At 66.7% G+C, this 24,771-nt stretch carries 19 protein-coding genes; 10 read left to right on the top strand and 9 right to left on the bottom strand.

Annotated features, from left to right (window positions below; genetic code table 11):
* Window positions 1–38: 38 nt before the first annotated feature.
* Entirely contained in the window at window positions 39–710 is a 672-nt protein-coding gene (locus tag ATSB10_RS16910) for a CPBP family intramembrane glutamic endopeptidase (RefSeq protein ID WP_063673890.1), read from the top strand.
* 54 nt (window positions 711–764) lie between these two features.
* Here ATSB10_RS16910 and ATSB10_RS16905 read toward each other — a convergent pair whose 3' ends face one another.
* Window positions 765–1,313, bottom strand: coding sequence for a hypothetical protein (locus tag ATSB10_RS16905; protein WP_063673889.1), 549 nt, complete (start codon window positions 1,311–1,313; stop codon window positions 765–767).
* Window positions 1,314–1,860: 547 nt separating this feature from the next.
* Here ATSB10_RS16905 and ATSB10_RS16900 point away from each other — a divergent pair.
* Complete coding sequence (locus tag ATSB10_RS16900) at window positions 1,861–2,244, top strand: hypothetical protein (protein WP_063673888.1); 384 nt, start codon at window positions 1,861–1,863, stop codon at window positions 2,242–2,244.
* 95 nt (window positions 2,245–2,339) lie between these two features.
* On the opposite strand, the gene ATSB10_RS19500 is transcribed toward ATSB10_RS16900, so the two are convergent.
* The 8 genes from ATSB10_RS19500 to ATSB10_RS16860 form a co-directional block, all read right to left on the bottom strand.
* Entirely contained in the window at window positions 2,340–2,654 is a 315-nt protein-coding gene (locus ATSB10_RS19500) for a hypothetical protein (protein ID WP_157469337.1), read from the bottom strand.
* A 307-nt stretch (window positions 2,655–2,961) separates the two neighbouring features.
* Window positions 2,962–3,447 (bottom strand): hypothetical protein, encoded by a 486-nt coding sequence (locus tag ATSB10_RS16890; RefSeq protein WP_063673886.1) that lies wholly within the window; start codon window positions 3,445–3,447, stop codon window positions 2,962–2,964.
* 81 nt (window positions 3,448–3,528) lie between these two features.
* Window positions 3,529–4,266: a hypothetical protein gene (locus ATSB10_RS16885; protein ID WP_063673885.1), complete on the bottom strand. Its 738-nt coding sequence runs from the start codon at window positions 4,264–4,266 to the stop codon at window positions 3,529–3,531.
* Window positions 4,267–4,332: 66 nt separating this feature from the next.
* Window positions 4,333–5,559 (bottom strand): IS256 family transposase, encoded by a 1,227-nt coding sequence (locus ATSB10_RS16880; protein ID WP_063670059.1) that lies wholly within the window; start codon window positions 5,557–5,559, stop codon window positions 4,333–4,335.
* A 53-nt stretch (window positions 5,560–5,612) separates the two neighbouring features.
* Window positions 5,613–6,890 (bottom strand): AAA family ATPase, encoded by a 1,278-nt coding sequence (locus ATSB10_RS19095; protein WP_083966273.1) that lies wholly within the window; start codon window positions 6,888–6,890, stop codon window positions 5,613–5,615.
* A 20-nt stretch (window positions 6,891–6,910) separates the two neighbouring features.
* Complete coding sequence (locus ATSB10_RS16870) at window positions 6,911–7,666, bottom strand: TSCPD domain-containing protein (RefSeq protein WP_063673883.1); 756 nt, start codon at window positions 7,664–7,666, stop codon at window positions 6,911–6,913.
* Between the two features lie 225 nt (window positions 7,667–7,891).
* Entirely contained in the window at window positions 7,892–8,461 is a 570-nt protein-coding gene (locus ATSB10_RS19495) for a hypothetical protein (protein WP_063673882.1), read from the bottom strand.
* Between the two features lie 102 nt (window positions 8,462–8,563).
* The gene (locus tag ATSB10_RS16860) at window positions 8,564–10,711 is read right to left on the bottom strand and encodes an adenosylcobalamin-dependent ribonucleoside-diphosphate reductase (RefSeq protein WP_063673881.1); all 2,148 of its coding nucleotides are present in this window, start codon (window positions 10,709–10,711) and stop codon (window positions 8,564–8,566) included.
* A 486-nt stretch (window positions 10,712–11,197) separates the two neighbouring features.
* Here ATSB10_RS16860 and ATSB10_RS16855 point away from each other — a divergent pair, with 486 nt between their 5' ends.
* The 8 genes from ATSB10_RS16855 (at window position 11,198) to ATSB10_RS16820 (ending at window position 24,621) form a co-directional block, all read left to right on the top strand.
* Window positions 11,198–12,577, top strand: a complete 1,380-nt coding sequence (locus tag ATSB10_RS16855; protein ID WP_063673880.1) for a DegQ family serine endoprotease — start codon at window positions 11,198–11,200, stop codon at window positions 12,575–12,577.
* Window positions 12,578–12,811: 234 nt separating this feature from the next.
* On the top strand, window positions 12,812–14,152 hold the full coding sequence (locus ATSB10_RS16850; RefSeq protein ID WP_063673879.1) for a LysM peptidoglycan-binding domain-containing protein: 1,341 nt from the start codon (window positions 12,812–12,814) through the stop codon (window positions 14,150–14,152).
* Window positions 14,153–14,163: 11 nt separating this feature from the next.
* Window positions 14,164–14,856, top strand: coding sequence for an HAD family hydrolase (locus tag ATSB10_RS16845; RefSeq protein ID WP_083966355.1), 693 nt, complete (start codon window positions 14,164–14,166; stop codon window positions 14,854–14,856).
* Between the two features lie 129 nt (window positions 14,857–14,985).
* A complete protein-coding gene (locus tag ATSB10_RS16840) occupies window positions 14,986–16,365 on the top strand; it encodes a leucyl aminopeptidase family protein (RefSeq protein WP_063673877.1) in 1,380 nt (459 codons plus the stop codon).
* Between the two features lie 47 nt (window positions 16,366–16,412).
* Window positions 16,413–17,735 (top strand): aspartyl/asparaginyl beta-hydroxylase domain-containing protein, encoded by a 1,323-nt coding sequence (locus tag ATSB10_RS16835; protein ID WP_236886447.1) that lies wholly within the window; start codon window positions 16,413–16,415, stop codon window positions 17,733–17,735.
* 193 nt (window positions 17,736–17,928) lie between these two features.
* Window positions 17,929–20,808, top strand: coding sequence for a TonB-dependent receptor domain-containing protein (locus tag ATSB10_RS16830; protein WP_063673875.1), 2,880 nt, complete (start codon window positions 17,929–17,931; stop codon window positions 20,806–20,808).
* A 113-nt stretch (window positions 20,809–20,921) separates the two neighbouring features.
* Window positions 20,922–22,772, top strand: a complete 1,851-nt coding sequence (locus ATSB10_RS16825; protein ID WP_063673874.1) for a tetratricopeptide repeat-containing sulfotransferase family protein — start codon at window positions 20,922–20,924, stop codon at window positions 22,770–22,772.
* A 97-nt stretch (window positions 22,773–22,869) separates the two neighbouring features.
* Window positions 22,870–24,621, top strand: a complete 1,752-nt coding sequence (locus ATSB10_RS16820) for a M1 family metallopeptidase (RefSeq protein WP_063673873.1) — start codon at window positions 22,870–22,872, stop codon at window positions 24,619–24,621.
* Window positions 24,622–24,771: the final 150 nt, after the last annotated feature.

The raw sequence follows: 24,771 nt of genomic DNA, 5'->3' as shown, positions 1-24,771 counted from the left end.
GCCGGACCCTTTCCGGCGGGCACCGGGACTGATTACCGATGCGGGTGACGACTCCGCCGCCGCCGCACGCCCGACACCGGCAGGCCGCACTGCTGACGCTCGGCACGGCGGCCGTGCTGCTGGCGCCGCATCTCGGCGTGCCGATGCTGCTCTACCCCGTGTTCGGGCTGGGGCTGTGCGGGGCCATGCTGCGCTGGCAGCGGCTGGACTTTTCCGCAGTCGGCTTTCGCTGGCGTGCGCGCAAAGCGCTGCCGCTGCTGCTCGGTGGCCTGCTCGGCGTGGCGTATGCGGCGCTCAACTACAGCGTCATCGGTCCGCTGTTGGCCCGCCTGCTCGGTGAGTACCCGGACCTGAGCGACTTCGACTTCGTGCGTCGCAGCCCCGGTGGCTATCTGCTGGCGCTGCTGCTGGCGTGGGTGATCGGTGGGTTCTACGAGGAACTGGTGTTCCGCGGCTTCCTGCAGACCATGCTGCTGCGGCATCTGCCGGCGCATCGCACACGCACGGTCGTGGCGGCGGCACTCACCGCGCTGCTGTTCGCGCTCTATCACCTGCAGCTCGGCGCGTTCGGCGTGGCCAACGCGCTGGTCTTCGCGCTGATCGCCGCTGCGCTGCGGCAGCGCCGGCCCGACAACCTCTGGTACCTGATCGGCTTCCACGCCTGTGCCGACATGAGTGCCTTCACGCTGATCCGGCTCGGCTATCTCTAGCCGCCCGTCGCGCTCCACGCCGGGCCGGGTGGTGCACGTCGATCGACCCAGCTCTCAGGCCACCGCGTCGACAAACACTCCGCGCAAGCCGGATATGCCGCTCTCGCCGACGTGGCTCGCCAGCGATTGCAGGAACGTCGGCAGGTGCGGGACGGCCGGATTGGCGGAGCCGGCGCCTTCCGGGCTCGCGCCCAGCGACGTCCAAAGACCCTGCAAGGCCGCGGTCAGCCCGGCGGCGGCCGAAGCACCGGATGCGCTGGCGTCCAGCGCCTGCACCAGGCGCGAGGAGGTCGAGGCGATACTCCGGTACTGCTGCACCTGCTGCGCACCGCGCCGGCTGGCCGTCGATCCATCACCCTGCGCCGATGCGGTGCCCGTGGCGGGGGCCGGTACCTGGCCCGGCGAAACGGCCAGCCCCAGTTGCGCCATGGCCGCCCCGATCGCGGCCGTCCACTGGCTCGCGTCCGCGGCCGGGAGGCGCGAAATGGCCGTCGCGGGGGCAGAAGTCGAGGTGCCGGACGCATTCCCGGGCTGCGCGCGCCGAAGCGCGGCCAGGCCCCCCGGAGAGGGCCGCTGGGTGCCGTAGATGCTCGAAATACCCATGGCAGACAACCCGCTCCGAGGGGAGTCGAGGAGGTGACGCCGCAGCCGGGTGAAGACGGCGGCGGCGGGGAAATATAGGCCAGTGATGCGGGACCGGGAAGTGCACCTGGCGCCGACCTGTCTGGAACGTCCTAAGCGACCAGGCCGAATCGAGCTCTCCCTTGAAGCGGCCTTTCTGCCGCGTCGCCGGGAACCTCCGCCCTCGGCCGCCGGAAAGGATCCGCCAGCCTCCGAACGCTGAATTGGCACCCACCACAGGGCATGGCGCCTGCGACGCGGCCCATCCACCCATCGAGGGGGAGAATCATCAAAAAGCCCCACCCCCGTCATCCATGCGGAACGTAGCCCTACGCGGAGCAGACCCGCGCATTTCGCAACAGCGCGCGCTTTCGGCGCAACGATCCATGATCGTCCGTGCAGGTACGAGCAAACCACTTTCCGGATCGCGGCGACACGCCCCATGTCGGTGTTCCCTTTTTTCCCGCTTGGTAGCACGCTGCCGCCGGGGTGCCGCACAGCTCCGCCGCAGCCATCGACAAGGGAACGCATGAAGGCATCATGGATCGTGATCGCGGCAAATGCCGCCCTCCTCCTCGGCGGCTGCGCCACCGAAGCGAAATACCGGCGACAGCTGGACGGCTGGATCGGTGTCCCGGCGGAAACGCTGGTGCAGCGCTGGGGCTACCCCAACGGCGAGGTCACGGCGCCGGACGGCGACCTCGAATACATCTACACCCGCCGTGGCGGCTTCACGTCGGCACCCACCTCCACCACCAACGCTGCGGTCGGGGGGATGGACTACCTTCCGTCGACGGCCACCACGCGCAACGGCACCTACGTGTTGACCAGTTGCACCACCTACTTCGAACTCTCGCGCGACCGGCACATCGCCAACGCGCGTTTCGAGGGGAGTGGCTGCAAGGCGCGATGAGGGGAGGTCAGGACAGGAGGGCAGGCTTGCTTCCTGCCCGCTTGGGCGTCCGGCTTCCCGGAAACTCGAACCCGCCCCTCTCTTGGCTCGCCCCGCTATTTCCGGCCACCCTGCCGCCTGGGCGGGCGCGGGCAGGTAGCCCGTTGCCAAGCGTCCACATCGGCCAGCGCGGCATTCATGGTGGCGTCGTCCTTCAACGCATCGCCGCCGTGACGACTCACCTCGGCGGTAATGGTCTGGAAGTCGTTCTGCAGACGTTTGGCGTGCAGCTTCCTACGCGCATCGAGGATCGCCCGGGCCGAATCGTCGCGCGTGCTGGCGTCGACGATCCTCGAGTAGTCCAGGGTGAGGGTCATCAGCCCGAAGCCGGATGCCACGCAATCCTCGCGCACATCCGCAGGCAGCTTCATGAAAGCGTCGAGCGCCCTGGTCACCCCCACGACGGATGCGGCCGAGGGTGGCGCGCTCTGCCCCGCCCCCGCGCCAAGAGCCGTTTGCGCAGAGAGCAGCAAGGTCAGGAAACACGCCGGGAAAGCGGACCATGGACGAACGAACCGGGAGACGCCGGGAGTCACGACGGACACAGGAAGATCTCAAGAGGCGCCGGATCCGACCGTGTCGCCACTCGGGGGGCACATCGGGGCCGGCGGTGGAAGATCGAGGGCGACGTCCGCCTCGCAGCGACGCGCGCCCTCCTTGATGGACGAGCCGCCACGTTCAGATGCCGGTGAGCGTCCTGACGTCGAGCAGGTCGTCACCCTTCATCTCGACTACGTATGAGGCTTCGGCGGTCCTTATCGGCGCCGTCGGTTTCGATGTCATCCGATGCAGGTCGATCTGGAGATTTACGTACTGCCCGCTGCAGCTCACAAAACTGGATCGCAACATGGCCGGCCCCGCGAGCACGCCGTTGATCCTGGCCAGCGCGGAGGCCGGCAAGGAACCCCCGTTCACCTCGACGTGAGTGAGCCTGACGTGGAAATAGCCGGTCACCTCGTCGCCCGACTGTTCCCACATGTAGCGCCCTTGCACGCCAGCGCAGGCGAATCGCACCGAGGCCCCGACCCTGACGGGCGACTGGTAGTGCGAGCTCAGGTTGCTCGCGAGCAGCCTCGCCAGGTGCCGATCAGCCGCCGAGGCCGCCCGAGGGACCGCAGACACCACCACCAGGCACGCCAGTATCCGTATCACCTTCACATGCATCTCCATCCGTGGAAAGAACCACCCGGCAAAGAGCAGGAGCCGGAATCGGCTTTACGAAAAGTACACTCCCCTGCTTCGTTCCTATCGGTACGGCCGAGACGAGTCGAAGCGGCCCTCTGTCTCGGCGACCTGCCGCTTGTGGTCAATCAGATGCGCCCGCAGGACGCTGGCGTCAGGAGCCACCCCGCAGGCCGTCACCTCCGCAATCATGCGCGTGCCGGAAAAGCGGCCAGGCACCGAGAACTCCACGCCACACGCAGTTGCTCCCGGTGGAGGCTCCAGCATGGCGTAACGGGCGTCCGGGAAACGTATGTACTGCGGGCGGATGTCCTGTGAGAACGTCTGCGCCAGCTTCGCAAGCTCGGCCACGGTCATGCCGCTTCGGACAGCCTCGTACAACTGCCTTACCCGCTGGTCGTCGCGGGCATGCACCATCCGCGTCAGGACCGTCGTCTCCAGCCGGACCACTACACCGGACACCAGCAAGCCGGCGTAGGTCAGCAGCACCCAGCCGGGCGCAGCCCGACCACCCCAGCTCGCCGACGACCGCCACACCAGCGCGCAGAGCAGTCCGACACCGCCCAGAGCGAGCGCGACATGGGAGAGCGCGGTGCCCAATACCGCGACATTCGGAACCCATGCCGGATAGAACGGCCCGTGCATGACCGTATAGCCGCCCACCCGCGCGCTAAGCCAGGGAAGGCCGAATAGCAGCGTCAGCAGGAACAACACCAGAGCAGGGACCCCGTATTTCCCCGCGCGCTTCTCTCCGATATCAGGTGCGGCGCGGTGGCGCGCCATCAGGGGTTCATCGGCCATGATGAGTTCGCTCCGTGCTGACTGCGGGTCGAGCGTGTGCAGAATTTTGTGTAACCGGGATTCGAGTTACAGCTGAGGGAGTCGTTCCTCGAACTGGATCGTAAAGCGGTTGAGCGCGGCCTTCCAATCACGGATCGGCAGCGTCCATTTCTTGCTGATGTTGCGCAGGGCCAGATAGAACAGCTTCACCAGTGCCTCGTCGCTCGGGAAGGCCCCGCGGTGCTTGGTCAGCTTGCGCAGGCTCATGTTCACCGACTCGATGGCGTTGGTCGTGTAGATCACCTTGCGGATCTCTGGCGGGTAGTCGAAGAACGGGATCAGGCGCGGCCAGTTGCGTCGCCAGGACTGCCCGATCGGCAGGTATTCCTTGTCCCAGCGGGCCTCGAACTCGGCGAGCCGCTGCTCGGCCTCCTCGGCGGTGGCACAGGTGTAGATGCGCTTGAGGTCGGCGGCCACCTCCGGCCGTCGCTTCCACGACACGTAGTTCAGGCTGTGCCGCACCATGTGTACGAGGCACAACTGCACCGTCGTGTGCGGGAATACGGTCTCGATCGCTTCGGGGAAACCCTTCAGGCCGTCGACGCAGGCGATGAAGATGTCCTGCACCCCGCGGTTGCGCAGCTCGGTCACCACCTGCAGCCAGAACTTGGCGCCCTCGGTCTGCGCCAGCCACAGCCCAAGGACCTCCTTCTCGCCGGCCATGGTGATGCCAATGGCCAGGTAGACCGCCTTCACCCGCACCGCGCCCTCGCGCACCTTCACATGGATGCAGTCCAGGTAGACGATCGGATACACCGGATCGAGCGGCCGGCCTTGCCAGGCCTTCACCTCGTCGATCACTGCATCGGTGACCGAGGAGATCAGGCTCGGCGAGACCTCCGTGCCATACATCTCTTCCAGGTGCGCCTGGATCTCGCGCACCGTCATGCCGCGGGCGTAGAGCGACAGGATCTTGTCGTCGAAGCCGCTCCAGCGAGTCTGGTGCTTGGGAATCAGCTTCGGCTCGAAGCTGCCGTGCCGGTCGCGCGGGATCTCGATCGGCAGCTCGCCGAACTCGCCCTTGAGCGTCTTGCGGCTGCGGCCGTTGCGGGTGTTGCCGGCCGGGTTGGCCACCGGCTCGTGCTTATCGTGACCGAGGTGCTCGGTCATCTCCGCATCCAGCGCCTTCTCGACCAGCAGCTTGGTCAGCTGCTTGAGCAGGCCGTTCTCGCCGATCAGGTCTTCGGGCTTCTTGTAGTTCGCCAACAGGCTGCTAAGCAGCTCGTCGGGCACCTCGTGTTTGCGTGGACTCATGGTCTCTCCGGGTCTGGCGGCAGTGTCCTGCCTGGGACCCGGTTACACAAAATCTAGGACACGCCCTGCGCCTCACCCATCGAGAGAAAATCAGCATCTCTGTGGGCAAGAATTTTTACGGCCGGGTGATGGGTTGCGCAAAACGTAGCAAGCAAAGCGATTGAACGAATTTCCGTGCAGCCTTTGAAGCTCATAAATAGGGCACGGCCGTCATCTATTCCAGCGCCCCTAACAAGTAAGCGCAATGGGTGATCCACCTCGGACTCGACATTCTTATCCTCGCCCAAGATAAGCCAGTCCTTGTCTCTGAGACTGAGTACGTCGTACTTGTCTATGGCACCCAAGTCGACCAAGAGCTCAGACATGTCTGGATCGGAGCCAACAAGCGCGCCCGATTTCAAGTGAAAAGATGCAACATCACCCGTTTCACGAACCGCTTGCAATAGGTGCCTTGAGTGCGTTGCCAGAACTATCTGCAAGCCATCTTCGTTAGAAAGGAGATCAAGGGCTTGAACGAGCTTGATTTGATTGTCCGGGTGCAAGTGGGCGTCCGGCTCATCGAGTAGCAATAGCGCCGGCTGATAAAAGCTTACGTAGCCGAGAATTTGAATCGCCTGGAGCGTGCCGGTGCCGACCATATCAATCGGCCTTTGGACTCCGTGCCGGATATAGTCAATTGGAATGTGTTCGTGACGGTTTTCGTCGAATTTGGACGCGATAATTTGCAAGCCAGGAAACAGTTTGCCGAGCCGCTCCTCGAATCTGGCCTTCTTTACTGGATCACGAAAGAGCCTGTAAAGAACGTTGCGCAGGTAAAGATTCGCGTCGCCACGAACCGCGCCGCGGTCGACAACTAGCCGCCCTTGATAAGTTTCGCGACTGGGTATTCCAGCCAGCCCGGGTACATAAACGCTAAACGGACGCTCGGAGCTAGCCAGAGCGGCCCCTAAACCGAATGAGAGATCTCGCGGGCTAACCGTGCTTATTGTGCTATTGCGTCCACGCCTAAGTGTCACATTGAATGATCGCTTGCTACCCGCGTCATCAACGACAAATTCTATAGCGACGGGTGCGCCACCTTCTGACAGCCTTTCTCTATGCTTCAGATCGATAAACAAATCTGTCGGAGCATAACGGAGCTTTTCGGGTGCGAAGTTAGCCGCACCCTCCGCCTTGGCCGTCTGCGCAAGAGCGACTGCCACGTGTATCGCCTGAAGTGCACAGCTCTTACCAGCGTTATTACCGCCAGCCAGCACGTTGATCCGCTTCAGATCCAGCTTAAGCTGATCAATCGCCTTGAATTTTTTTATTGTAATTGATTCGACGCGCATCCCTTCCCTCGGACATCAAATCACCCGCACTTCGAATACCCACAATTCAAACAAGTCTGGCACCCGTCCATCAGCACCAGCGCCTGGGTATTGCACTTGGCGCACATCGTGGCGCCGGGCGGGAAGCCGTTGGCGTTGGTATCGGGCTTGGCGGCGTTATCGTCGCTGGTGTCGCGCACAGGGTGCGCTCCTACGGTGGCCTGCTCGTAGGCGGCGCGCTTCTCGGCGATCAGCCGGCGGGTGGACTCGTCCATCTCCGGATCGACGATCAGGCCGATGTGCTTCATGTGCTGCTCGATCACCGCGCCGATCTCGGCCACGATGGAGGGCATGTAGACGCCGCCGGCCTTGAAGTAGCCGCCGCGCGGGTCGAACACAGCCTTCATCTCCTCGGCCAGGAAGGTCACGTCGCCACCCTTGCGGAACACGGCGGAGATGATGCGGGTGAGCGCCACGATCCACTGGAAGTGGTCCATGTTCTTCGAGTTGATGAAGATCTCGAAGGGGCGGCGCTGCTCGTGCGGGGTGCCGGCGTTGAGCACGATGTCGTTGATGGTGACGTACAGCGCGTGCTCGAACAGCGGCGACTTGATCTTGTAGGTTTCACCGACGAGCTGCTCGGGGCGCTCGACGCTCTCGTGCATCTGGATGACTTCCGCCTTGGGCGCCTCTTTCTTCTCGGGCGCGGCGGGAGCGGAGGCAGCGGCCGGCGCGGCCTTGTCTTCGGGCTTGACGACGGCGTAGCCCTTGATTTTCTTTTCGATCTTCATCGCCATGGTGTGTGCTTCTTGTCTGGATGGTTGGCGGATAAGTCGGCGCGCGGCGCTGGGAGATGCCGGGTGTCCGGCCCCTGAAGACGCTGGATTCCGGCACTTGTCCCCTTCTCGGGATCCGCCGGAATGACGATCAGGAGGCGGCGGGATGGATGGGCGATGCCCAGCCTTCTCTCCCGTGGAGAAAAGACAGCCGGCCCGGCGGACCGGGCCGGCTGCGTTCACGACTTACTTCTTGCGGGCGGCCTTCTTGGCAGCGGGCTTCTTGGCCTTCGCCACCTTCACGCTCGCCTTCTTGCTGGCAGTGGACCTCTTGGCTGCCTTGGGGGCGGCCTTTTTCACGGCGGCCTTCTTGGCCGTCTTCTTGGGAGCGGCTTTCTTCACCGCTTTCTTGCTGCTGACCTTCTTTGCAGCCTTCTTCGGAGCCGCCTTCTTGGCGACCTTCTTGGCCGCCTTCTTCGGGGCGGCCTTCTTCACCGCCTTCTTGGCGGCCTTCTTCGGCGCAGCCTTCTTCACCGCCTTCTTGGCGGTCTTCTTGGCGGCGGCCTTCTTCGGAGCGGCCTTCTTCACCGCCTTCTTGGCGGCTTTCTTGGCAGCGGCTTTCTTCGGTGCAGCCTTCTTGGCGGCGGCCTTCTTGGCTGCCTTCTTCGGAGCCGCCTTCTTGGCGGCGGCCTTCTTGGCGGGCTTCTTCTTGCCCGGAGCCTTCTTCGGCGCCGCAGTCACCACCGGCGCGGCGGCTTCGGCGGCGGGAGCCGCGTCGGCGGCCGGTACGTCTTTCACTTCGGTATCGATGGACATGCTGGGGTTCCCCTCCGACTGTTATTGGTGCTTGCCGTGCGTCCGTGGCGGAAGTCGCCACGGACAAGACTACAACCGGTGCGCCGAGCCTGGTCCGAGCACTCAGAACTTGCCGTAATAGCCTTCCTTCAAGGCATCGAAGAGGTTTGCCGCGGTGTGCATTTCACCGTCGTACTCCACCTGCTCATTGCCTTTCAGTTCGACAACGCTACCGTCTTCCAATTCGAAGCGGTAGAGGGTGTTCTCAAGGTCGGCTTCCTTCACCAGCACGCCCTGGAAAGCGGCCGGGTTGAAGCGGAACGTGGTGCAGCCCTTGAGGCCCTGTTTGTACGCGTAGAAGTAGATGTCCTTGAAGTCTTCGTACGGGTAATCGGTGGGGACGTTGGCGGTCTTGGAAATGGACGAGTCGATCCATTTCTGCGAGGCGGCCTGGATGTCCACGTGCTCCTTCGGGCTGATGTCGTCGGCGGCCACGAAGTAGTCGGGCAGCTTGGCGTCGGCCTCGGTGCTGTAGGGCATGGCCTTGCCGTTGATCAGCTCGCGGTAGGCGAGCAGCTCGTAGCTGAACACCTCCACCTTTTCCTTGGACTTCTTGCCCTCACGGATCACGTTGCGCGAGTAGTGGTGGGCAAAGCTGGGCTCGATGCCGTTGGAGGCATTGTTGGCCAGCGACAGCGAGATCGTGCCGGTGGGCGCGATCGAGGAGTGGTGGGTGAAGCGGGCACCGACCTCGGCCAGCTCCTTCACCAGGTTGGGGGCCACGGTGGCGACGCGCTGCATGTAGCGGCTGTACTTGGCGTGCAGCTTGGCGCCGGTGATGGTGTCGCCGATCTTGTAGCCGTCGGCCGCCATTTCCGGGCGCTTGCGCAGCATGTCGCCGGTGACGGTGAACTCGCGGGCGAGGATCGGGGCCGGGCCTTTCTCACGGGCCAGGTCGAGCGCGACCTCCCAGCCGGCCACGGCCATCTCGCGCGAGACGTCCTCGGTGAAGCTGACCGCGTCGTCCGAGCCGTAGCGCATCTTGAGCATGGTCAGGGTGCTGCCCAGGCCCAGGAAGCCCATGCCGTGGCGGCGCTTGCCCATGATCTCGTCACGCTGCTGCTGCAGCGGCAGGCCGTTGATCTCCACCACGTTGTCGAGCATGCGGGTGAACACCTTCACCACTTCGCGGTATTCGTCCCAGTCGAAGCGGGCCTTGGGGCCGAACGGGTCGCGCACGAAGGTGGTGAGGTTGACCGAGCCGAGCAGGCACGAGCCGTACGGCGGCAGCGGCTGCTCGCCGCACGGGTTGGTGGCGCGGATGTGCTCGCACCACCAGTTGTTGTTCATCTCGTTGACCTTGTCGATCAGGATGAACCCGGGCTCCGCGTAGTCGTACGTGGAGACCATGATCATGTCCCACAGGTGGCGGGCACGGATGGAGCCATAGATCTTGCAGGCGACCAGGCCGTCCTCGCGCTCCACGTAGTTGTCGTGGGTGGGCCACTCGCGCCAGACGACCTTGGACGGGTCGTCCAGGTCGAGGTCGCCCTGCTCCTTGACGTGGATCGGGAACACCAGCGGCCAGTCCTCGTCGTGCTCGACCGCTTCCATGAAGCCGCCGGTGACCAGCAGCGACAGGTTGAACTGGCGCAGGCGGCCATCCTCGCGCTTGGCGCGGATGAACTCCTTCACGTCCGGATGGCTGACGTCGAACGTGCCCATCTGCGCGCCGCGCCGGCCGCCGGCCGAGGACACGGTGAAGCACATCTTGTCGTAGATATCCATGAAGGACAGCGGGCCGGACGTGTAGGCGCCGGCGCCGGACACGTACGCGCCGCGCGGACGCAGCGTGGAGAACTCGTAGCCGATGCCGCAGCCGGCCTTCAGCGTGAGACCGGCCTCGTGCACCTTCTCCAGGATGTCGTCCATGGAGTCGCGGATGGTGCCGGACACGGTGCAGTTGATCGTGCTGGTGGCGGGCTTGTGCTCCAGCGCGCCGGCGTTGGAGGTGATGCGGCCGGCCGGGATCGCGCCCCGGCGCAGCGCCCACACGAAGCGCTCGTACCAGTGCTCGCGCAGTTCCGGCGTGGCTTCCACCTCGGCGAGCGCGCGCGCAACGCGGCGGTAGGTGCCGTCCACGCTGTCGTCGACCGGTTCGCCGGCCTTGTTCTTCAAACGGTACTTCTTGTCCCAGATGTCGTAGGACGCCGGCTGCAGAGGAATCTGCACGGCATCGCGACCCACTGCTGGCGCGCGAGCGGTACTCATCGGTTTACTGACCTCCGGATGCCGCCTCACGACGGCATGTAGTTGCTTATCGACTCGACCGTCCGCAACGACTCGCCGGTGCTGCATCGGGCCCGCCAAGGGGCCATGGGCAGATCGCCTGGCGGCATCGCTCGCTGCAACGGCCGCCCCCTCGAGAGACAACCATTACCACACCAGCTTTGGGGTAAAACCCCAGGACGCGCACACAAGATGTTGTGGTTGCGAACGGATGGAGACCGTACTGCCGAGCGCGCGGGAAGTAAAGAATTTTTTGCGCTTTTCCGCGCGTCGCCGACGGCGCAGCGCAGCATGTCGCGACAGGCATCCGGGCCCAGCCCGCGCGGTTGCGCGGCCCGGCTGGAAATCGCGCGCGCGGTCCACAACATGCGTGATCCGGAACCCTCGCCGCCGTCGGCAGTCGAACCCCGGTTCGCGACGCGCGATGCGCGCCGCCTCCCCTTGAACCACTTCACGAAGGAGGAATGCATGAAGCTCCCGAATCGTCGCCTCGGGCGCGCGCTGGTCCTGTGCTGCACCCTGCTGCTGGGTGCCTTGCCGCTGGCCAGTCGCGCCACCCTGCCCCCGGCGGTCGACGGCCAGCCGCTGCCGTCGCTGGCGCCGATGCTGAAGAAGGTGACGCCGGCGGTGGTGAATATCTCCACCAAGACCCGCGTGCAGGTCAGCGACCCGTATTTCAGCGACCCGCTGTTCCGCCAGTTCTTCGGCCTGCCCGACGTGCCGCGCGAGCGCACCGAGCAGAGCCTGGGCTCGGGCGTGATCGTGGATGCGGACAAGGGCTACATCCTCACCAACAACCACGTGGTCGGCGGCGCCGACGACATCACCGTGACGCTGCAGGATGGCCGCAACTTCAAGGGCACGCTGATCGGCACCGATCCGGACACCGACATCGCGGTGGTGCAGATCCACGCCAGCGGCCTGCAGGCGCTGCCGATGGCCGACTCGGCGAAGCTGCAGGTGGGCGACTTCGTGGTGGCGGTGGGCGACCCGTTCGGGCTGGGCCAGACGGTGACCTCGGGCATCGTCTCGGCGCTGGGCCGCTCGGGCCTGGGCGGCACCAACTACCAGAACTTCATCCAGACCGATGCCTCGATCAACCCGGGCAACTCCGGCGGTGCGCTGGTGAACCTGCGCGGCGAGCTGGTGGGCATCAACTCGATGATCTTCTCGCCGTCCGGCGCCAGCGCGGGCATCGGATTCGCCATCCCGACCAACCTCTCCGGCGAGGTGATGAAGCAGCTGATCGCGCACGGCCGGGTGCAACGCGGCACGCTGGGACTTCAGACGCAGGACATCACCCCGCGCATCGCCCGCCTGCTCGGCGTGTCCGGCACCGAGGGCGCGGTGGTGACACGCGTGGCCGAAGGGTCCACCGCCGATGCGGCCGGCATCGAGCCCGGCGACGTGATCACAGCGCTCAACGGCAAGCCGCTGCACGACAGCAACGAGCTGCGCAACAGCGAGGGCCTGCTGCCGCTGGGCAGCCGGGTGACGCTGGAACTGATGCGCGACGGCAAGGAGCGCGAGGTGGGCGCCACGCTGGCCGCGGAAAAGCTGGCGACCCTGTCCGGGGCGCGGCTGGACCCGCGGCTGGTGGGCGTGGACTTCAGCGATCTCGGCCAGAGCGATCGTTCGCAGGGGCTGGCCGGGGTGCGCGTGACCGAGGTGCGGCCCGGCAGTCTCGCCGCGCGCAGCGGCCTGCAGAAGGGCGACGTGGTGATCGGCGTAGGCAACCGCCGGATCACCAGCGTGCGCGGGCTGCAGGGACTGGCCGGCGTGCACCCGCGCCAGCTCGCGCTGGCGGTGGCCGACGACGACGGTATGCATTACGTGGTGATCGAGTGACCGCAAGGGGCCGCGCGATGGTGTCGCGCGGCCCCTGCCGTAACGACCGGCGCACAAACGCACAGTGAAGCGGCGCACAGCCGCGTCGCTTCCTTAACGCCAGCCTCCGCACGCGCTTGATGTTTGCCGGGGGGACCGATGAAATAGCCTCCTTGCCGCCATGCGACGGACCGCATGTCGCCGCGTCGTGCCACGACGCCTTCCCAAAGCACGTCCTCGAGGTTGTCCATCGCCATGTCCTTCCGTCCCGCCCGCTTGCTGCCGGTCGCCCTCGTCGGCCTCTGCCTCGCCACCTCCGTCGTCGCCAGGACGAAGCACGCCTCCAGCCATCACGGCGCGTCACACGCGGCCGGCCCGGCGCTGATCTGGCGCGGCGACGTCACCGTGGCGCACGGCGTGGTGGACGACATGGCCAAGGCCTGGCAGCGCGCCGGCCACGGCAGCGTGACGGTGCAGCCGTTCAACACCGCCTCGGGCCTGGACGCGGTGCGCCTGGGCTCGGCCGACATCGCCGGTGCCGCGCGCGGCGCCAGCATGGATCCGAACGAGGCCGGCCTGACCTTCACGCCGGTGGCGTGGGACGCCCTGGTGATGGTGACCCACCCGTCCAACCCGGTGAGCAGCCTCACGCTCAAGCAGCTGCACGACATCTACTACGGCAAGATCACCAACTGGAGCCAGGTCGGCGGCCGCAACGAGCCGATCGACGTGAACGCGGTGGCCAGCCCCGCCGACGGCGTGGAGTACAGCCTGCGCACCCTGCTGTTCGGTCGCGGCAACCAGCCGGTGGCCGCGCCGCGCCAGTACCTCAACACCACGTCGCTGCAGCAGGGCATCGCGCTGGACACCAAGGGCCTGGGCGCGACCACGCTGTCCAACGTCGTCGGCAACCCGAAGCTGAAGATGCTGCGCATCGACGGCGTCGCGCCGACCCGCGCCAACGTCGCCAACGGCAGCTACCCGCTATACACCCCGCTCTACCTGATCACCCGTTCGTCCGGCCCGAAGGCCGCGCAGGCGCAGGCCTTCGTCGACTTCGCCAACTCTCCCGCGGGCGCCGAGGTGATCCGTCGCCACGACCTGGTGCCGTACCAGGATGGGGCGATGCTCGCCTCGATGGATGCCTCGCGCCGCGGCAAGATCCTCGCCGAGGTGGGTGCGCGCGCCGTGGCGCAGCCGACCGCCACGCCGATCGCCGCACCGGGCGCGACCTACGCCGCCGGCGCCGCCCGTGCGCCGACCTCCGAGCGCACGCTCGCCGCGCGCCAGGCGCTGGAAGAGCGCCGCGCCCGCGACGCCCAGGCGAAGGCCGACGAAGCCGGTCGTGCCAGCCTGGCCGGCGTGGACGGCCAGGCGACCACGGTGGAGTCCTCGTCCGACCAGCGCTTCGCCAGGGTCGACGCGAGCGCTTCGCAGCCGCAGCTGAAGGGCAAGTCGTACAAGGTGGGGCGTGGCGACACGCTCTCCTCGATCGCCCACAAGCACTCGGTGACGGTGGCCGACCTGCGCCGCTGGAACCACCTGCGCAGCGACAGCGTGAAGCCGGGCCAGGTGCTGGTGGTCAGCCCGCGCTGAACATGCCGGGCGTGACGATCCGCGCGCTGACGCTGGATCTGGACGACACCCTGTGGCCGGTGTGGCCGGCGCTGGAACGCGCCGACCAGGACGTGCACGCGTGGCTGCGCACGCATCATCCGGCGGTGGCCGAGGCCTGGCCGATCCCGGCGATGCGCGAGCTGCGCGCCCGCATCGCCGCCGAGCGCACCGACCTGGCGCACGACTTCACCACCCAGCGCCACCTGACCATGCGCTACGCGTTCGCCGCCTGCGGCATCGACGACGCGCCGGTGGAGGCGCTGTGGGAGGTGTACTTCGCCGCCCGCAACGCAGTGGAGCTTTACGAGGACAGCCTGCCGGCATTGCGCCGCATCGCCGAACGCCTGCCGGTGGCCGCACTCACCAACGGCAATGCCGACCTGGAGCGCGTGGGCATTGCCGCGCATTTCCGGCATCACGTGAGCGCGCGGGAGATCGGCGCGCCGAAGCCGGATCCGGCGATCTTCCGCGCTGCGCTGGAACGGCTGGGTGCAGCCCCGCACGAGGTGCTGCACGTCGGCGACGACCCGGCGCTGGACGTGGCCGGCGCCCGTGCCGCCGGCTTGCGCGTGGCGTGGATCAACCGCCGCGGCGAACCGTGGCCGGCCGGACTCGGCGATCCGCCCGAGCTGGACCTGCCGGACATGACCGCGCTGGCCGACTGGCTGGACGCCCACGCGTAGCCAGCACGGGTACGAAGCGCGCATCATGTCGCGCTGTCCCGCACGTGCCGGCATCGCCGGCGCGCCCCCGAGATGCAGGGACACCGTTTCCGTCAGCGCGCCCTCGCGGCGCGACGCCAAGGAGCCACCATGTCCGTCCTGATCGAACGCAAGCGCAGCGACCGCCGCAGCCTCCCCATCGAAACCGTCACGCCCGCCACCCTGGCCGCCGCGCGCAAGCGCCTGAGCGCCGCGCAGAAGCGCTGGCTGGACGAGTGGGCGTTCGAAGCCGCCCCCGGTGCGCAGGTGCTGCTGGCCGATGCCGGCGGCAAGCTGGCGCGGGTGCTGGTGGGCGTGGATCCGGCCGACCCGCTCGGCGCACTGGCCGGCCTGCCGATGTCGCTGCCGCCCGGCCATTACCACCTGGCCGATGAGGGCGTAGCGCTGGATGCACGACAGGCCGCGCTCGGCTGGGCCCTGGGCGCCTACCAGTTCACCCGCTACCGCAAGCCGCGCCGCACACCGGCCACGCTGGCCGTGCCGGCCGAGGATCTGGAAGCGCTGGCGCCGCTGGTCGAAGCCACCGCGCTGGTGCGCGATCTGGTCAACACGCCGACCGAGGACATGGGGCCCGAGCAACTGGGGGACGCCGTGCACAAGCTCGGCAAGGCGCACAAGGCCAAGGTCCGCGACTGGGTCGGTCAGGAGCTGCTCAAGCACAACTTCCCCACCATCCACGCGGTGGGCCGCGCCAGCCATCGCGAGCCGCGGCTGATCGAGCTGACGTGGGGCAAGCAGAGCCATCCGAAGCTGGTGATCGTCGGCAAGGGCGTGTGCTTCGACACCGGCGGCCTGGACCTCAAGGGCGGCGACGGCATGCGCTGGATGAAGAAGGACATGGGCGGCGCGGCGCACGCCATCGCGCTGGCCGGCCTGGTGATGGACGCGAAGCTGCCGGTGCGCCTGACCCTGCTGGTGCCGGCGGTGGAGAACGCGGTCAGCGGCAACGCGATGCGTCCGGGCGAGGTGATCACCACCCGCGCCGGCATCACCGTGGAAGTGGACAACACCGACGCCGAGGGCCGGCTGATCCTGTGCGACGCGCTGGCCTATGCCAGCGAGCAGAAGCCGGACCTGATCGTCGACTTCGCCACCCTCACCGGTGCCGCCCGCGTGGCGCTGGGCCCGGACCTGCCGGCCCTGTTCGCCAACCGCGACGAGCTGGCCGAGGCGGTACTCGCCGCCGGCAAGCGCACCGCCGATCCGCTGTGGCAACTGCCGCTGTGGCGCCCGTACCGCAAGATGCTCGACTCCTACCTGGCCGACATGGCCAACTCCGGCGCCTCGCGGCATGCCGGTGCGATCACCGCCGCGCTGTACCTGGAGCGCTTCGTGCCCGAATCGCAGGCGTGGATGCACCTGGACACCTACGCCTGGAACGACGGCGACCGCCCGGGTCGCCCGCGCGGCGGCGAGGCGATGGGCCTGCGCGCGTTCTTCGCGTTTCTGCAGGGCCGCTATCCGCACTGAGCTCCGTCAGCCGGCCGGTAACCATGCCGGTCGGATACGCTGCCCCCATGAACACGCCAATGGACCACCAGGCAGAGGACCCCGTCGAGCGCCGTCGAGCACAGGCGCTTGAGGCATTGCAGCGCGGAGACGTCTTACTTGCCGAACAGGCCTTCGCGCGTCTGCTCGAACAGCTTCCGGACGACGCCGAGGCGTTGCAGTTCCTGGCCTCACGCGAACTCGAGCGGGGCCATGTGACGCGTGCGGTCGAACGATTGCGCGCCGCAAGACTGGCGCACCCGCGGGACGCGGCCATCCTCCATCAGCTTGGGGCGGCGCAGGTACTGGCCGGCGACCCTGGTGGCGCCGAGGACAGCTTGCGGGAGGCACTGCGGCTGGCACCAGGCATGTTCGTGGCGCGACTGCGCCTGGGTGTGGTGCTCGAGCAACAGGGACGATCGCGCGAAGCCGCGATGGTTTATCTGGGCGCCATCAACGCCGCGCAGGCGCAGCGGCGCTGGCTCAGCGACGAAACCACCGCCCCCGGCCTGCGCGACGCGGTGAAACATGCCGCCCGACATGTCGCCGCCACGCGCCGAGAGTTGTTCGATGCGGTCATCGAGCCGTTGCGCCAGCGCTACGGACGCGCGGAGCTGGCCCGGGTCGACCAGTGCCTGGCCATCTACCTGCACGAACTGCCGCCCCCTTTGCCCGATCCTCGGCAGCGCCCGTTGTTCCTGTATTTCCCCGGCGTACCCAGCCAGCCGCTCTATCCGCGCGAGCGCTTTCCCGAGCACGCCCGACTGGAGGCAGCGGTCGAGGCCATCCGCGGGGAACTGCGCACCGTGCTGGCAGGCGCCGACGACCCGCTCGAGCCATTCCTCGGCGCGACCACTGCCGAGGCAGAAGCGGCCCGACTGCTCGAGTCCACCGGCGCGCAAGAGGCCGGTTGGGATGCGTTCTTCTTCTACCGGCACGGCGAGCGCTATGACGACAACTGCGCGCGCTGCCCGCGCACCAGCGCATTGCTGGACACCTTGCCGCTGGTGCGGATTCGCGACCATGCCCCGGAAACCCTCTACTCGGTGCTGCGCCCCGGCACCCACATCCTGCCGCACCGTGGCGTGACCAATACCCGGCTGGTCACTCATCTCCCGCTGATCGTGCCGCCGGATTGCGCCTTGCGCGTGGGTGGCCAGACCCATGTGTGGGAAGAAGGCCGCTGTATCACCTTCGACGACACCTTCGAGCACGAAGCGTGGAACCGCAGCGGGCAAACCCGCGTGGTACTGATCATGGACAGCTGGAACCCCGATCTCACCGAAGCGGAGCGCCTGGCGGTGACCGACCTGGTCGCGGCCATCGGGGATTTCAACCGACCCGCGCCCTGACCTAGCCGTCCGCCTGGCGTGCCGACAGCCGGCCCCACACCGTCATGTTCTTGCGCAACGGACACCTGAATGCTCCGCCGCCCTACGCCGGGACAGGCGCCGGGCACTTGTTGGGCGAACAGTTCTTGCTGGCATACTCGGGACGCTTGAAAAAGCAGGGGGATGGCAGGGATTACTTCACCGGGGAGAACACATGAAATACGACTTGAATCGCTTGTCTTCAGCAGTGCGGCTGGCGTTGTGCGCGGGGATCTTCTCGGTGGCTGGAGCGGCGCAGGCACAGGCCACGACGCCGGATAACCCGGAACCCACCGGGCAGACGGCACTACCGTCCAAGAAGGACGCAAAGACATTGCAGTCGGTGGTGGTGACCGGCTCGCTGATCAAGCGCGTCGACGTGGAAACGGCCAGTCCGGTCGTGACGCTGGATCGATCGACCCTCACCAATTCGGGCAAGCCCGTGCTCGGCGACGTGCTGCAGCAGCTGCCGAGCATCTCGGGCAACGCCACCAATCCACAGAACAACAGCAACGGTGGCGGCGTGGCCAGCCCGCTGCTGGAAGCCGGCGATGGCGCCTCACGCGTCTCGCTGCGCGGCCTGGGGATCAATCGCACGCTGGTGCTGGTCGATGGCCAGCGCATGTCCAACCCGGACATCAACCTGATCCCGCCGGACATGATCGAGCGCGTCGATGTGCTGGCCGAGGGTGCGTCCACCGTCTACGGCTCGGACGCGATCGGTGGTGTCGTCAACTTCATCCTGCGCAAGAACTACAAGGGCGCGCAGTTCAGCCTCAATGACGGCATTTCCAGCCACGGCGACGCCAAGCGGCACGGGTTCAACCTGACCGCAGGCACCACGGGCGACCGGTACAGCATTGCCGCCGGTCTGGACTACAACAAGTACGATGAGACGCTGGCCGCGCGGCGCAGGTTCTCCCGGCAGCAGTTGTACCTGTCCAGCGGTGCAGTGGTGCCGGCGGGTTCCAGCTCGATCCCGACCGGCCGCATCCAGGTGCCGGCGTCGATCGCCGCCCAGTACGGCTGCGCCGTCAACTCGTCGGGCACCTCCCAGGTGACCCTGGCGTCGGGCGATGGCTCGGCACTGGGCGACTACCGTTGCCGGCTGGCCTCGGACACCTACAACTATGCGGCGCTCAACTACATCCAGACCGCTCAGAAGCGCACCAACGGTTTCGTGCTGGGCAGCTTCAACATCACCGACAACGTCACCGCGTTCGTCGATGCGTTCTACAACCACACGGTGTCGAGCGGACAGGATGCGCCCTCGCCGGTGGGCACCGGTGATGGCCTGATCATCTCCTCCAGCAACCCGATCAATCCGTTCGGCATCACCTTCAGCCAGAACCCGGTCGCCGGCGACCCGAACAGCGGCTACAACTTCCAGACCCGCCTGACCGGTGCCGGCACGCGCGTGCACAGCTACACCACCAATACCGGACAGGTAAACGCGGGGCTGCGCGGTGCCTTCGGCCAGTCGAGCAGCTGGATCTGGGACGCCTCGATCAACTACAGCCATACCAAGCGCGACCAGCGGGACACCAACGAGGTGGACATCCCGGCGCTGCAGGCGGCGGTCGACGGTGGCGCGAATATCTTCAACCAGGCCGATCCGAGCGTCGGCTCGCTGTTGAGCCAGGGCGTGAAGACGCCGATCTACGTGTTTACCCAGTCGACCAAGCAGGCGCAGGTCGATGCCAGCGGCGAGCTGTGGGACCTGCCGGCCGGCGCGATGCAGCTGTCCGTCGGCGCGCTGTATCGAAAGCAATTCATGAACTACACCGTGAGCGACTTCGCGGTGCTCAACCCGGTCACGACCACCTGCCAGATCCTGCAGGAAGCCTGCGGTTCGCCCGGGCGCGGCAGCTTCGACGTCAAGGAAATCTTCGCCGAGACGCTGATCCCGCTGCTTTCGGACAAGCCCTGGGCCCGCTCGCTGAACATCGACCTGGGCGTGCGCAGCTCCAACTACAGCACCACCGGCACCACCACCAACGGCAAGGTGGCGATCGAATGGCGCCCGACCGACGACCTGCTGGTGCGCGGCACGGTGTCCCAGGTGTTCCGCGCGCCCAATCTCAACGAGCTCTACGATGGCCGCACGCTGGTCCAGCCGAACCTCAACGACCCTTGCGTCGGGCTGAGCGCGGCCGAACTGGCGGCGCATCCCGTGGCCTGCCAGTACGTCCCGGTGAACTGGGCAGGCAACTCGCCGGCGCAGGTCAACACGTTCTATTCCGGTGCGGCCACGGTGGGTGCCAAGCTGAAGCCGGAAAAGGGCAAGTCCATCGACATGGGCCTGGTCTATGACCCCGACTGGTTGCCGGGCCTGTCCACCAGCCTCGACTTCTGGCACATCTACCTGTCCGATACCCTCACGGCCATCCAGGCCGATACGGTGGTCGGCTCGTGCTTCAACAACAGCGCCAGCCCGTATTGCTCGTTCATCCACCGTGAGGACAACACCAGCCGACAACCCGGCCAGGTGTTCCTGATCAACACCCCGGTGGTCAACCTGGGCAACCTGAGCACCAGCGGCATCGACTACACGCTGCGCTACAAGCTGCCGCACTTCAACCTGGGCAGCATCGACCCGGGCAACTTCCGGGCGGCACTGAATACCAGCTACACCTCCACGTACAACGTCAATGCCACCCCTGGGCAGCCGGGTGCCAGGACCATCAACTACGCCGGGACGTTCACCCCGCAGTTCGGCAACATCGCGCGCTGGCGCGGCACGGTCACGCTCAACTGGGACAAGGGCAACTGGAACGCCCAGTGGCAGTCGCGCTACATCAACCACCTGACCGCCCTCAACGCCGATGCCGCCATTTCCGGTGTAAACATCCCGGTGGCTTCGGTGATCTACCACTCGTTCCAGCTGGGCTATGCGGTGCCGTCGATCCACACCCGCTTCGACATCGGCGTGGACAATATCTTCGACAAGCAACCGCCGCTGCTGTACCAGAACGGTTCCAACTACAACGTGGACACCGCCACCTACGACGTGCTCGGACGCTACTACTGGGCCCGCGCGACGGTGAAGTTCTGATGGCGTAGACCGCCAGCAAAGGCGTGAAGCCTTGATGGCACCCGGAGGGGTCGCGGATCACACCGCGACCCCTCTTGCATAATGCAGATCGCCCGATATCGATTGAGAGACGCATGCCGGATCCCGCCGCCAACCTCGCCAGCGCCATGGCCGGCGCCTACAACGCCGGCGACATGGAGCGCGTCATTCTGCTGGCCGCACAAGCCGGCGACGAAGCCGACGAAGGCATCCTGGCGCTGCGTGGGCTTGCCGAGCAGGCCACCGGCCGCTACGACCATGCCGTAGAGACGTTTCGCCAGTTGGCACATCAACAGCCGGAGGTCTCCGCCTACTGGAACAACCTGGGCGTCGCCTGCCGGCTGCGCGGTGATGCGGATGCCGCCGAGCAAGCCCTGTCGACAGCCAGATCGGTCGCCCCGCACGACGCTGAAGTGCTTTACAACCTAGGCTTGGTTTACATCCAGCAGCGACGCTGGCCGCTGGCGCGGGAGATCCTGCTCGACGCAGTGGACTGCTCGCCCGGCTTCGTCGAGGCCCGCCTGCAGGCCGCTTACGCCTGTTACGTCTGCGCGGACAACATCGGTCAGGAAGCCATGCTTGCCGGAGCCGTCAACTGGCCGGCCCAACCAGCAGAGCAGGCATTGATCCTGGCCGCGATGTTGTCGACCCAGGGCGACCTGGACGCGGCCCTGCACACGCTGGCAAGGGCGCGGTTGCCGGCGACCCCGGAAGACGAGCGCCTGCGGCTGCGCATCGCCGCCCAGCGGGCCGTGCTCTACGAGCGAAGCAACCATCTGGACCTTGCACGGCAGGAGCTGAAGCTGTTGCCGCTGGCCGCTCTCGATGCGCTGCCGGACGATGCGAGCCAGGCACGTGCAGAGGGCTGGCGCGCGCATGCTGCACTGGCGATGCGTGCCGGCACCTGGGCCGATGCCGCGGCGCTGTACCGGCGCGTGCTCGCGCTGCGCGTGGATGCCGAAGCGCGTGCCAGTGCCGCCTTCGGCCTGGCCGCCTCCTGCGATCGGCTGGGGCGGCACGGCGACGCGTGGCAGGCTCTCGACGCCGCCCATGCCGCGCAACTGGAGATAGCGCGCGAGGTGGTGCCGGAACTGCTCGCGCCGGACAGCCAGCCGTTACAGGTGGCCGAGGTCGACCGTGCCGCGCATGCCCGCTGGCGGCCGCTCGTCGCCCCTTCGAGCCGGCAGAGTCCTGTCTTCGTGGTCGGCTTCCCCCGCTCGGGCACCACGCTGCTGGAGCAGATGCTCGACGCCCATCCGGAGTTCCGCTCGATGGACGAGCGCGCCTTCATCCACGAACTGACCGAACGCATGGAGCAGGTCGGCCAGCGCTACCCCGACGAGCTGGCGAACCTGGGCGGGACCGAGGTCGAGCAGTTGCGGGCGACGTACTACCGGATGGTAGGACGCGTGCTGCCGGATCTCGGGCAGCACCGACTGGTCGACAAGAACCCGCTCAACATGTTGTGCCTGCCGATGATCATGCGGCTGTTCCCGCAGGCGCGCATCGTCCTGTGTCTGCGCCACCCCTGCGACGTGCTGCTCAGCTGCAGCATGCAGTCGTTCCGCTCGCCCGCCTTCATGGTGCTGTGCTCGTCCCTGCAACGGCTCGCGCGCGGTTACGTTACAGCCTTCGAACAGTGGTTCCGTCAAGTAGAGGTGTTCGCACCCCGGGTACTCGAGTGGCGCTATGAATCGGTCGTGGAAGACCTGGATCGCCACCTCACGGAGCTGGCCGCATTTCTGGAGGTCGCCGATGCATCGCCGATGGCCCGCTTCGCGGACCATGCCCGGACCAAGCGCTTCATCAGCACCCCAAGCTACGCCCAGGTCACCCAGGGCATTCATCCAGGGGCGGTCAACCGCTGGCACGGCTATCGCGAGCAGTTCGAGCCGGTACTGCCCCTGCTGCAACCGATGATCGACCGCCTCGGCTACAGCCGCTGAGCTGACGGTCCAATCCCACGAACCAACGTGACTTCCGGCCTAGTCGCGCCGAGCGCGCACGGGGCATGCTTCCGGATTGGAAAGCCAAGGAGCCCTCATGTATCCACGCCTGCTCTCGCTGGCGCTCGGCGCAGCACTCGGCCTCACCGCCTGCACCAGCGCGACTGCCGCCGAGCCCTCCACGGTCCGGCAGCCTGAACTGACCGCGCTGACGCTCAGCTCGGGCGGCCCGATGCCGGTGGAGCAGACGCGGGTGCATTTCGACCACGCCGACCTGCATTTCACGCTGGACATCCCGCACAAGCGGCTGGCCGGCGACGCGCGGCTGACCTTCACCGCCACCGCACCGACCGACGCGGTCGTGCTGGATCTGGATCGCAACCTGCCGATCTCGCAGATCACGGTGAACGGCAAACCGATGCCGGCCAGCGCCTGGAGCAATCCGGAAGGCCGCCTGCGCATCGCCCTGCCCCACGCGCTGGCCAAGGGCGAGAATGTCACCGTCGGCGTGCGCTACGCTGGCGCGCCCCACGTGGCGAAGAATGCCCCGTGGGACGGCGGCTTCGTCTGGGCCACCGCGCCCGATGGCAAGCCCTGGGTCGCCACCGCGGTGGAAGGCGAGGGCTGCGACCTGTTCTGGCCGTGCATCGACCAGCCCACCGGCAAGCCCGACCTGGTCGACACCTGGGTGACCGTGCCGAAGGACCTCGCCGCGCCCGGCAATGGCGTGCTGATCGGCATCGAGAACCATGGCGCCACGCGCACGTGGCACTGGCGCATCAAGCGCCCGGACACCTATGCGATCACCTTGAACGTGGGGCCGTTCAAGGAGCTCAAGGGCAGCTACGCCAGCCGCTACGGCAACACCATCCCGATGGAGTTCTGGTACCTGCCCGAGCACGAGGCGCAGGCGAAGGAGCTGTTCGCCGGCTTCAAGCCGATGCTGGATTTCTTCGAGCAGGAGATCGGCCCGTACCCGTTCGGGGACGAGAAGATGGGCGTGGTGGAAACCCCGCACAAGGGAATGGAACACCAGACCATCAACGCCTACGGCAACGGTTACAAGATGGACGGCCACGGGTTCGACTGGCTGCTGCAGCATGAATTTGCGCACGAGTGGTTCGGCAACCAGGTCACCAATGTGAACTGGGACGACATGTGGCTTCACGAGGGTTTCGGCACCTATATGCAGCCGCTTTACAGCCAGTACCTGTACGGCGACATGGACTACTTCGACTGGCTGCACCAGTTGCGGCTGATGGCGCGCGACCAGCGGCCCATCGTGTCGGGCGAGCGGCGCACCGAGGACGACGTCTACAACACCCATACCGGCCCGGGCCAGGACATCTACAACAAGGGAGCGCTGCTGCTGCACACGCTGCGCCAGCTGATTGGCGACGATGCGTTCTTCACCAGCATCCGCGAGCTGGTCTACGGCCGACCCGACCCGAAGCCCGGCAATTTCCAGCCGCGCTACGCCACCACGAAGGACTACATCGACATCGTGGACCGGGTCACCGGCAAGGACTACGGCTGGTTCTTCAAGGTGTACCTGTATGACGCCGCGCTGCCGAAGCTGGTCGAGGAGCGCCACGGCGACACGCTGGCGTTCCACTGGCAGACCGAACACGGCGAACCATTCCCGATGCCGCTGGATGTGCAGGTCGGCCACACGGTGCAGACGCTGCCGATGACCGACGGCCACGGCGAGGTGCACGCTCCACCGGGCACGCTGGTGATCGCCGACCCGCATTCGAAGGTGCTGCGCGAGATGCCGCACGTGGAGGCGTTCCAGCGGTGGCTGGAGCAGCAGAAGCAGGCCCGCGCGAAGGCTGGCGCAAAATCCTGACGCTCCCGTAGGAGCCCGCTGGCGGGCGATGCGCTTCTGTTTCGATGTGGATCAGGAGCAGGAGCATCGCCCGCCAGCGGGCTCCTACCGGGGCCAAAAAAAAGCCGGCGCGCAGGCGCCGGCTTTTTTGTAGCCCTCGAGGCAGCGCGC

The organism is Dyella thiooxydans (assembly GCF_001641285.1).
GTDB classification, from domain to species: Bacteria; Pseudomonadota; Gammaproteobacteria; order Xanthomonadales; family Rhodanobacteraceae; genus Dyella_A; species Dyella_A thiooxydans.
Note: the sequence above shows the minus strand (reverse complement) of the source record. Positions and strands in the feature narration are given on the sequence as shown.

Coding starts and splice junctions, on each gene's coding strand:
- ATSB10_RS16910 (WP_063673890.1), top strand. CDS start 39: ATGCGGGTGACGACTCCGCCGCCGCCGCACGCCCGACACCGGCAGGCC.
- ATSB10_RS16905 (WP_063673889.1), bottom strand. CDS start 1,313: ATGGGTATTTCGAGCATCTACGGCACCCAGCGGCCCTCTCCGGGGGGC.
- ATSB10_RS16900 (WP_063673888.1), top strand. CDS start 1,861: ATGAAGGCATCATGGATCGTGATCGCGGCAAATGCCGCCCTCCTCCTC.
- ATSB10_RS19500 (WP_157469337.1), bottom strand. CDS start 2,654: ATGAAGCTGCCTGCGGATGTGCGCGAGGATTGCGTGGCATCCGGCTTC.
- ATSB10_RS16890 (WP_063673886.1), bottom strand. CDS start 3,447: ATGCATGTGAAGGTGATACGGATACTGGCGTGCCTGGTGGTGGTGTCT.
- ATSB10_RS16885 (WP_063673885.1), bottom strand. CDS start 4,266: ATGGCCGATGAACCCCTGATGGCGCGCCACCGCGCCGCACCTGATATC.
- ATSB10_RS16880 (WP_063670059.1), bottom strand. CDS start 5,559: ATGAGTCCACGCAAACACGAGGTGCCCGACGAGCTGCTTAGCAGCCTG.
- ATSB10_RS19095 (WP_083966273.1), bottom strand. CDS start 6,890: ATGCGCGTCGAATCAATTACAATAAAAAAATTCAAGGCGATTGATCAG.
- ATSB10_RS16870 (WP_063673883.1), bottom strand. CDS start 7,666: ATGGCGATGAAGATCGAAAAGAAAATCAAGGGCTACGCCGTCGTCAAG.
- ATSB10_RS19495 (WP_063673882.1), bottom strand. CDS start 8,461: ATGTCCATCGATACCGAAGTGAAAGACGTACCGGCCGCCGACGCGGCT.
- ATSB10_RS16860 (WP_063673881.1), bottom strand. CDS start 10,711: ATGAGTACCGCTCGCGCGCCAGCAGTGGGTCGCGATGCCGTGCAGATT.
- ATSB10_RS16855 (WP_063673880.1), top strand. CDS start 11,198: ATGAAGCTCCCGAATCGTCGCCTCGGGCGCGCGCTGGTCCTGTGCTGC.
- ATSB10_RS16850 (WP_063673879.1), top strand. CDS start 12,812: ATGTCCTTCCGTCCCGCCCGCTTGCTGCCGGTCGCCCTCGTCGGCCTC.
- ATSB10_RS16840 (WP_063673877.1), top strand. CDS start 14,986: ATGTCCGTCCTGATCGAACGCAAGCGCAGCGACCGCCGCAGCCTCCCC.
- ATSB10_RS16835 (WP_236886447.1), top strand. CDS start 16,413: ATGAACACGCCAATGGACCACCAGGCAGAGGACCCCGTCGAGCGCCGT.
- ATSB10_RS16830 (WP_063673875.1), top strand. CDS start 17,929: ATGAAATACGACTTGAATCGCTTGTCTTCAGCAGTGCGGCTGGCGTTG.
- ATSB10_RS16825 (WP_063673874.1), top strand. CDS start 20,922: ATGCCGGATCCCGCCGCCAACCTCGCCAGCGCCATGGCCGGCGCCTAC.
- ATSB10_RS16820 (WP_063673873.1), top strand. CDS start 22,870: ATGTATCCACGCCTGCTCTCGCTGGCGCTCGGCGCAGCACTCGGCCTC.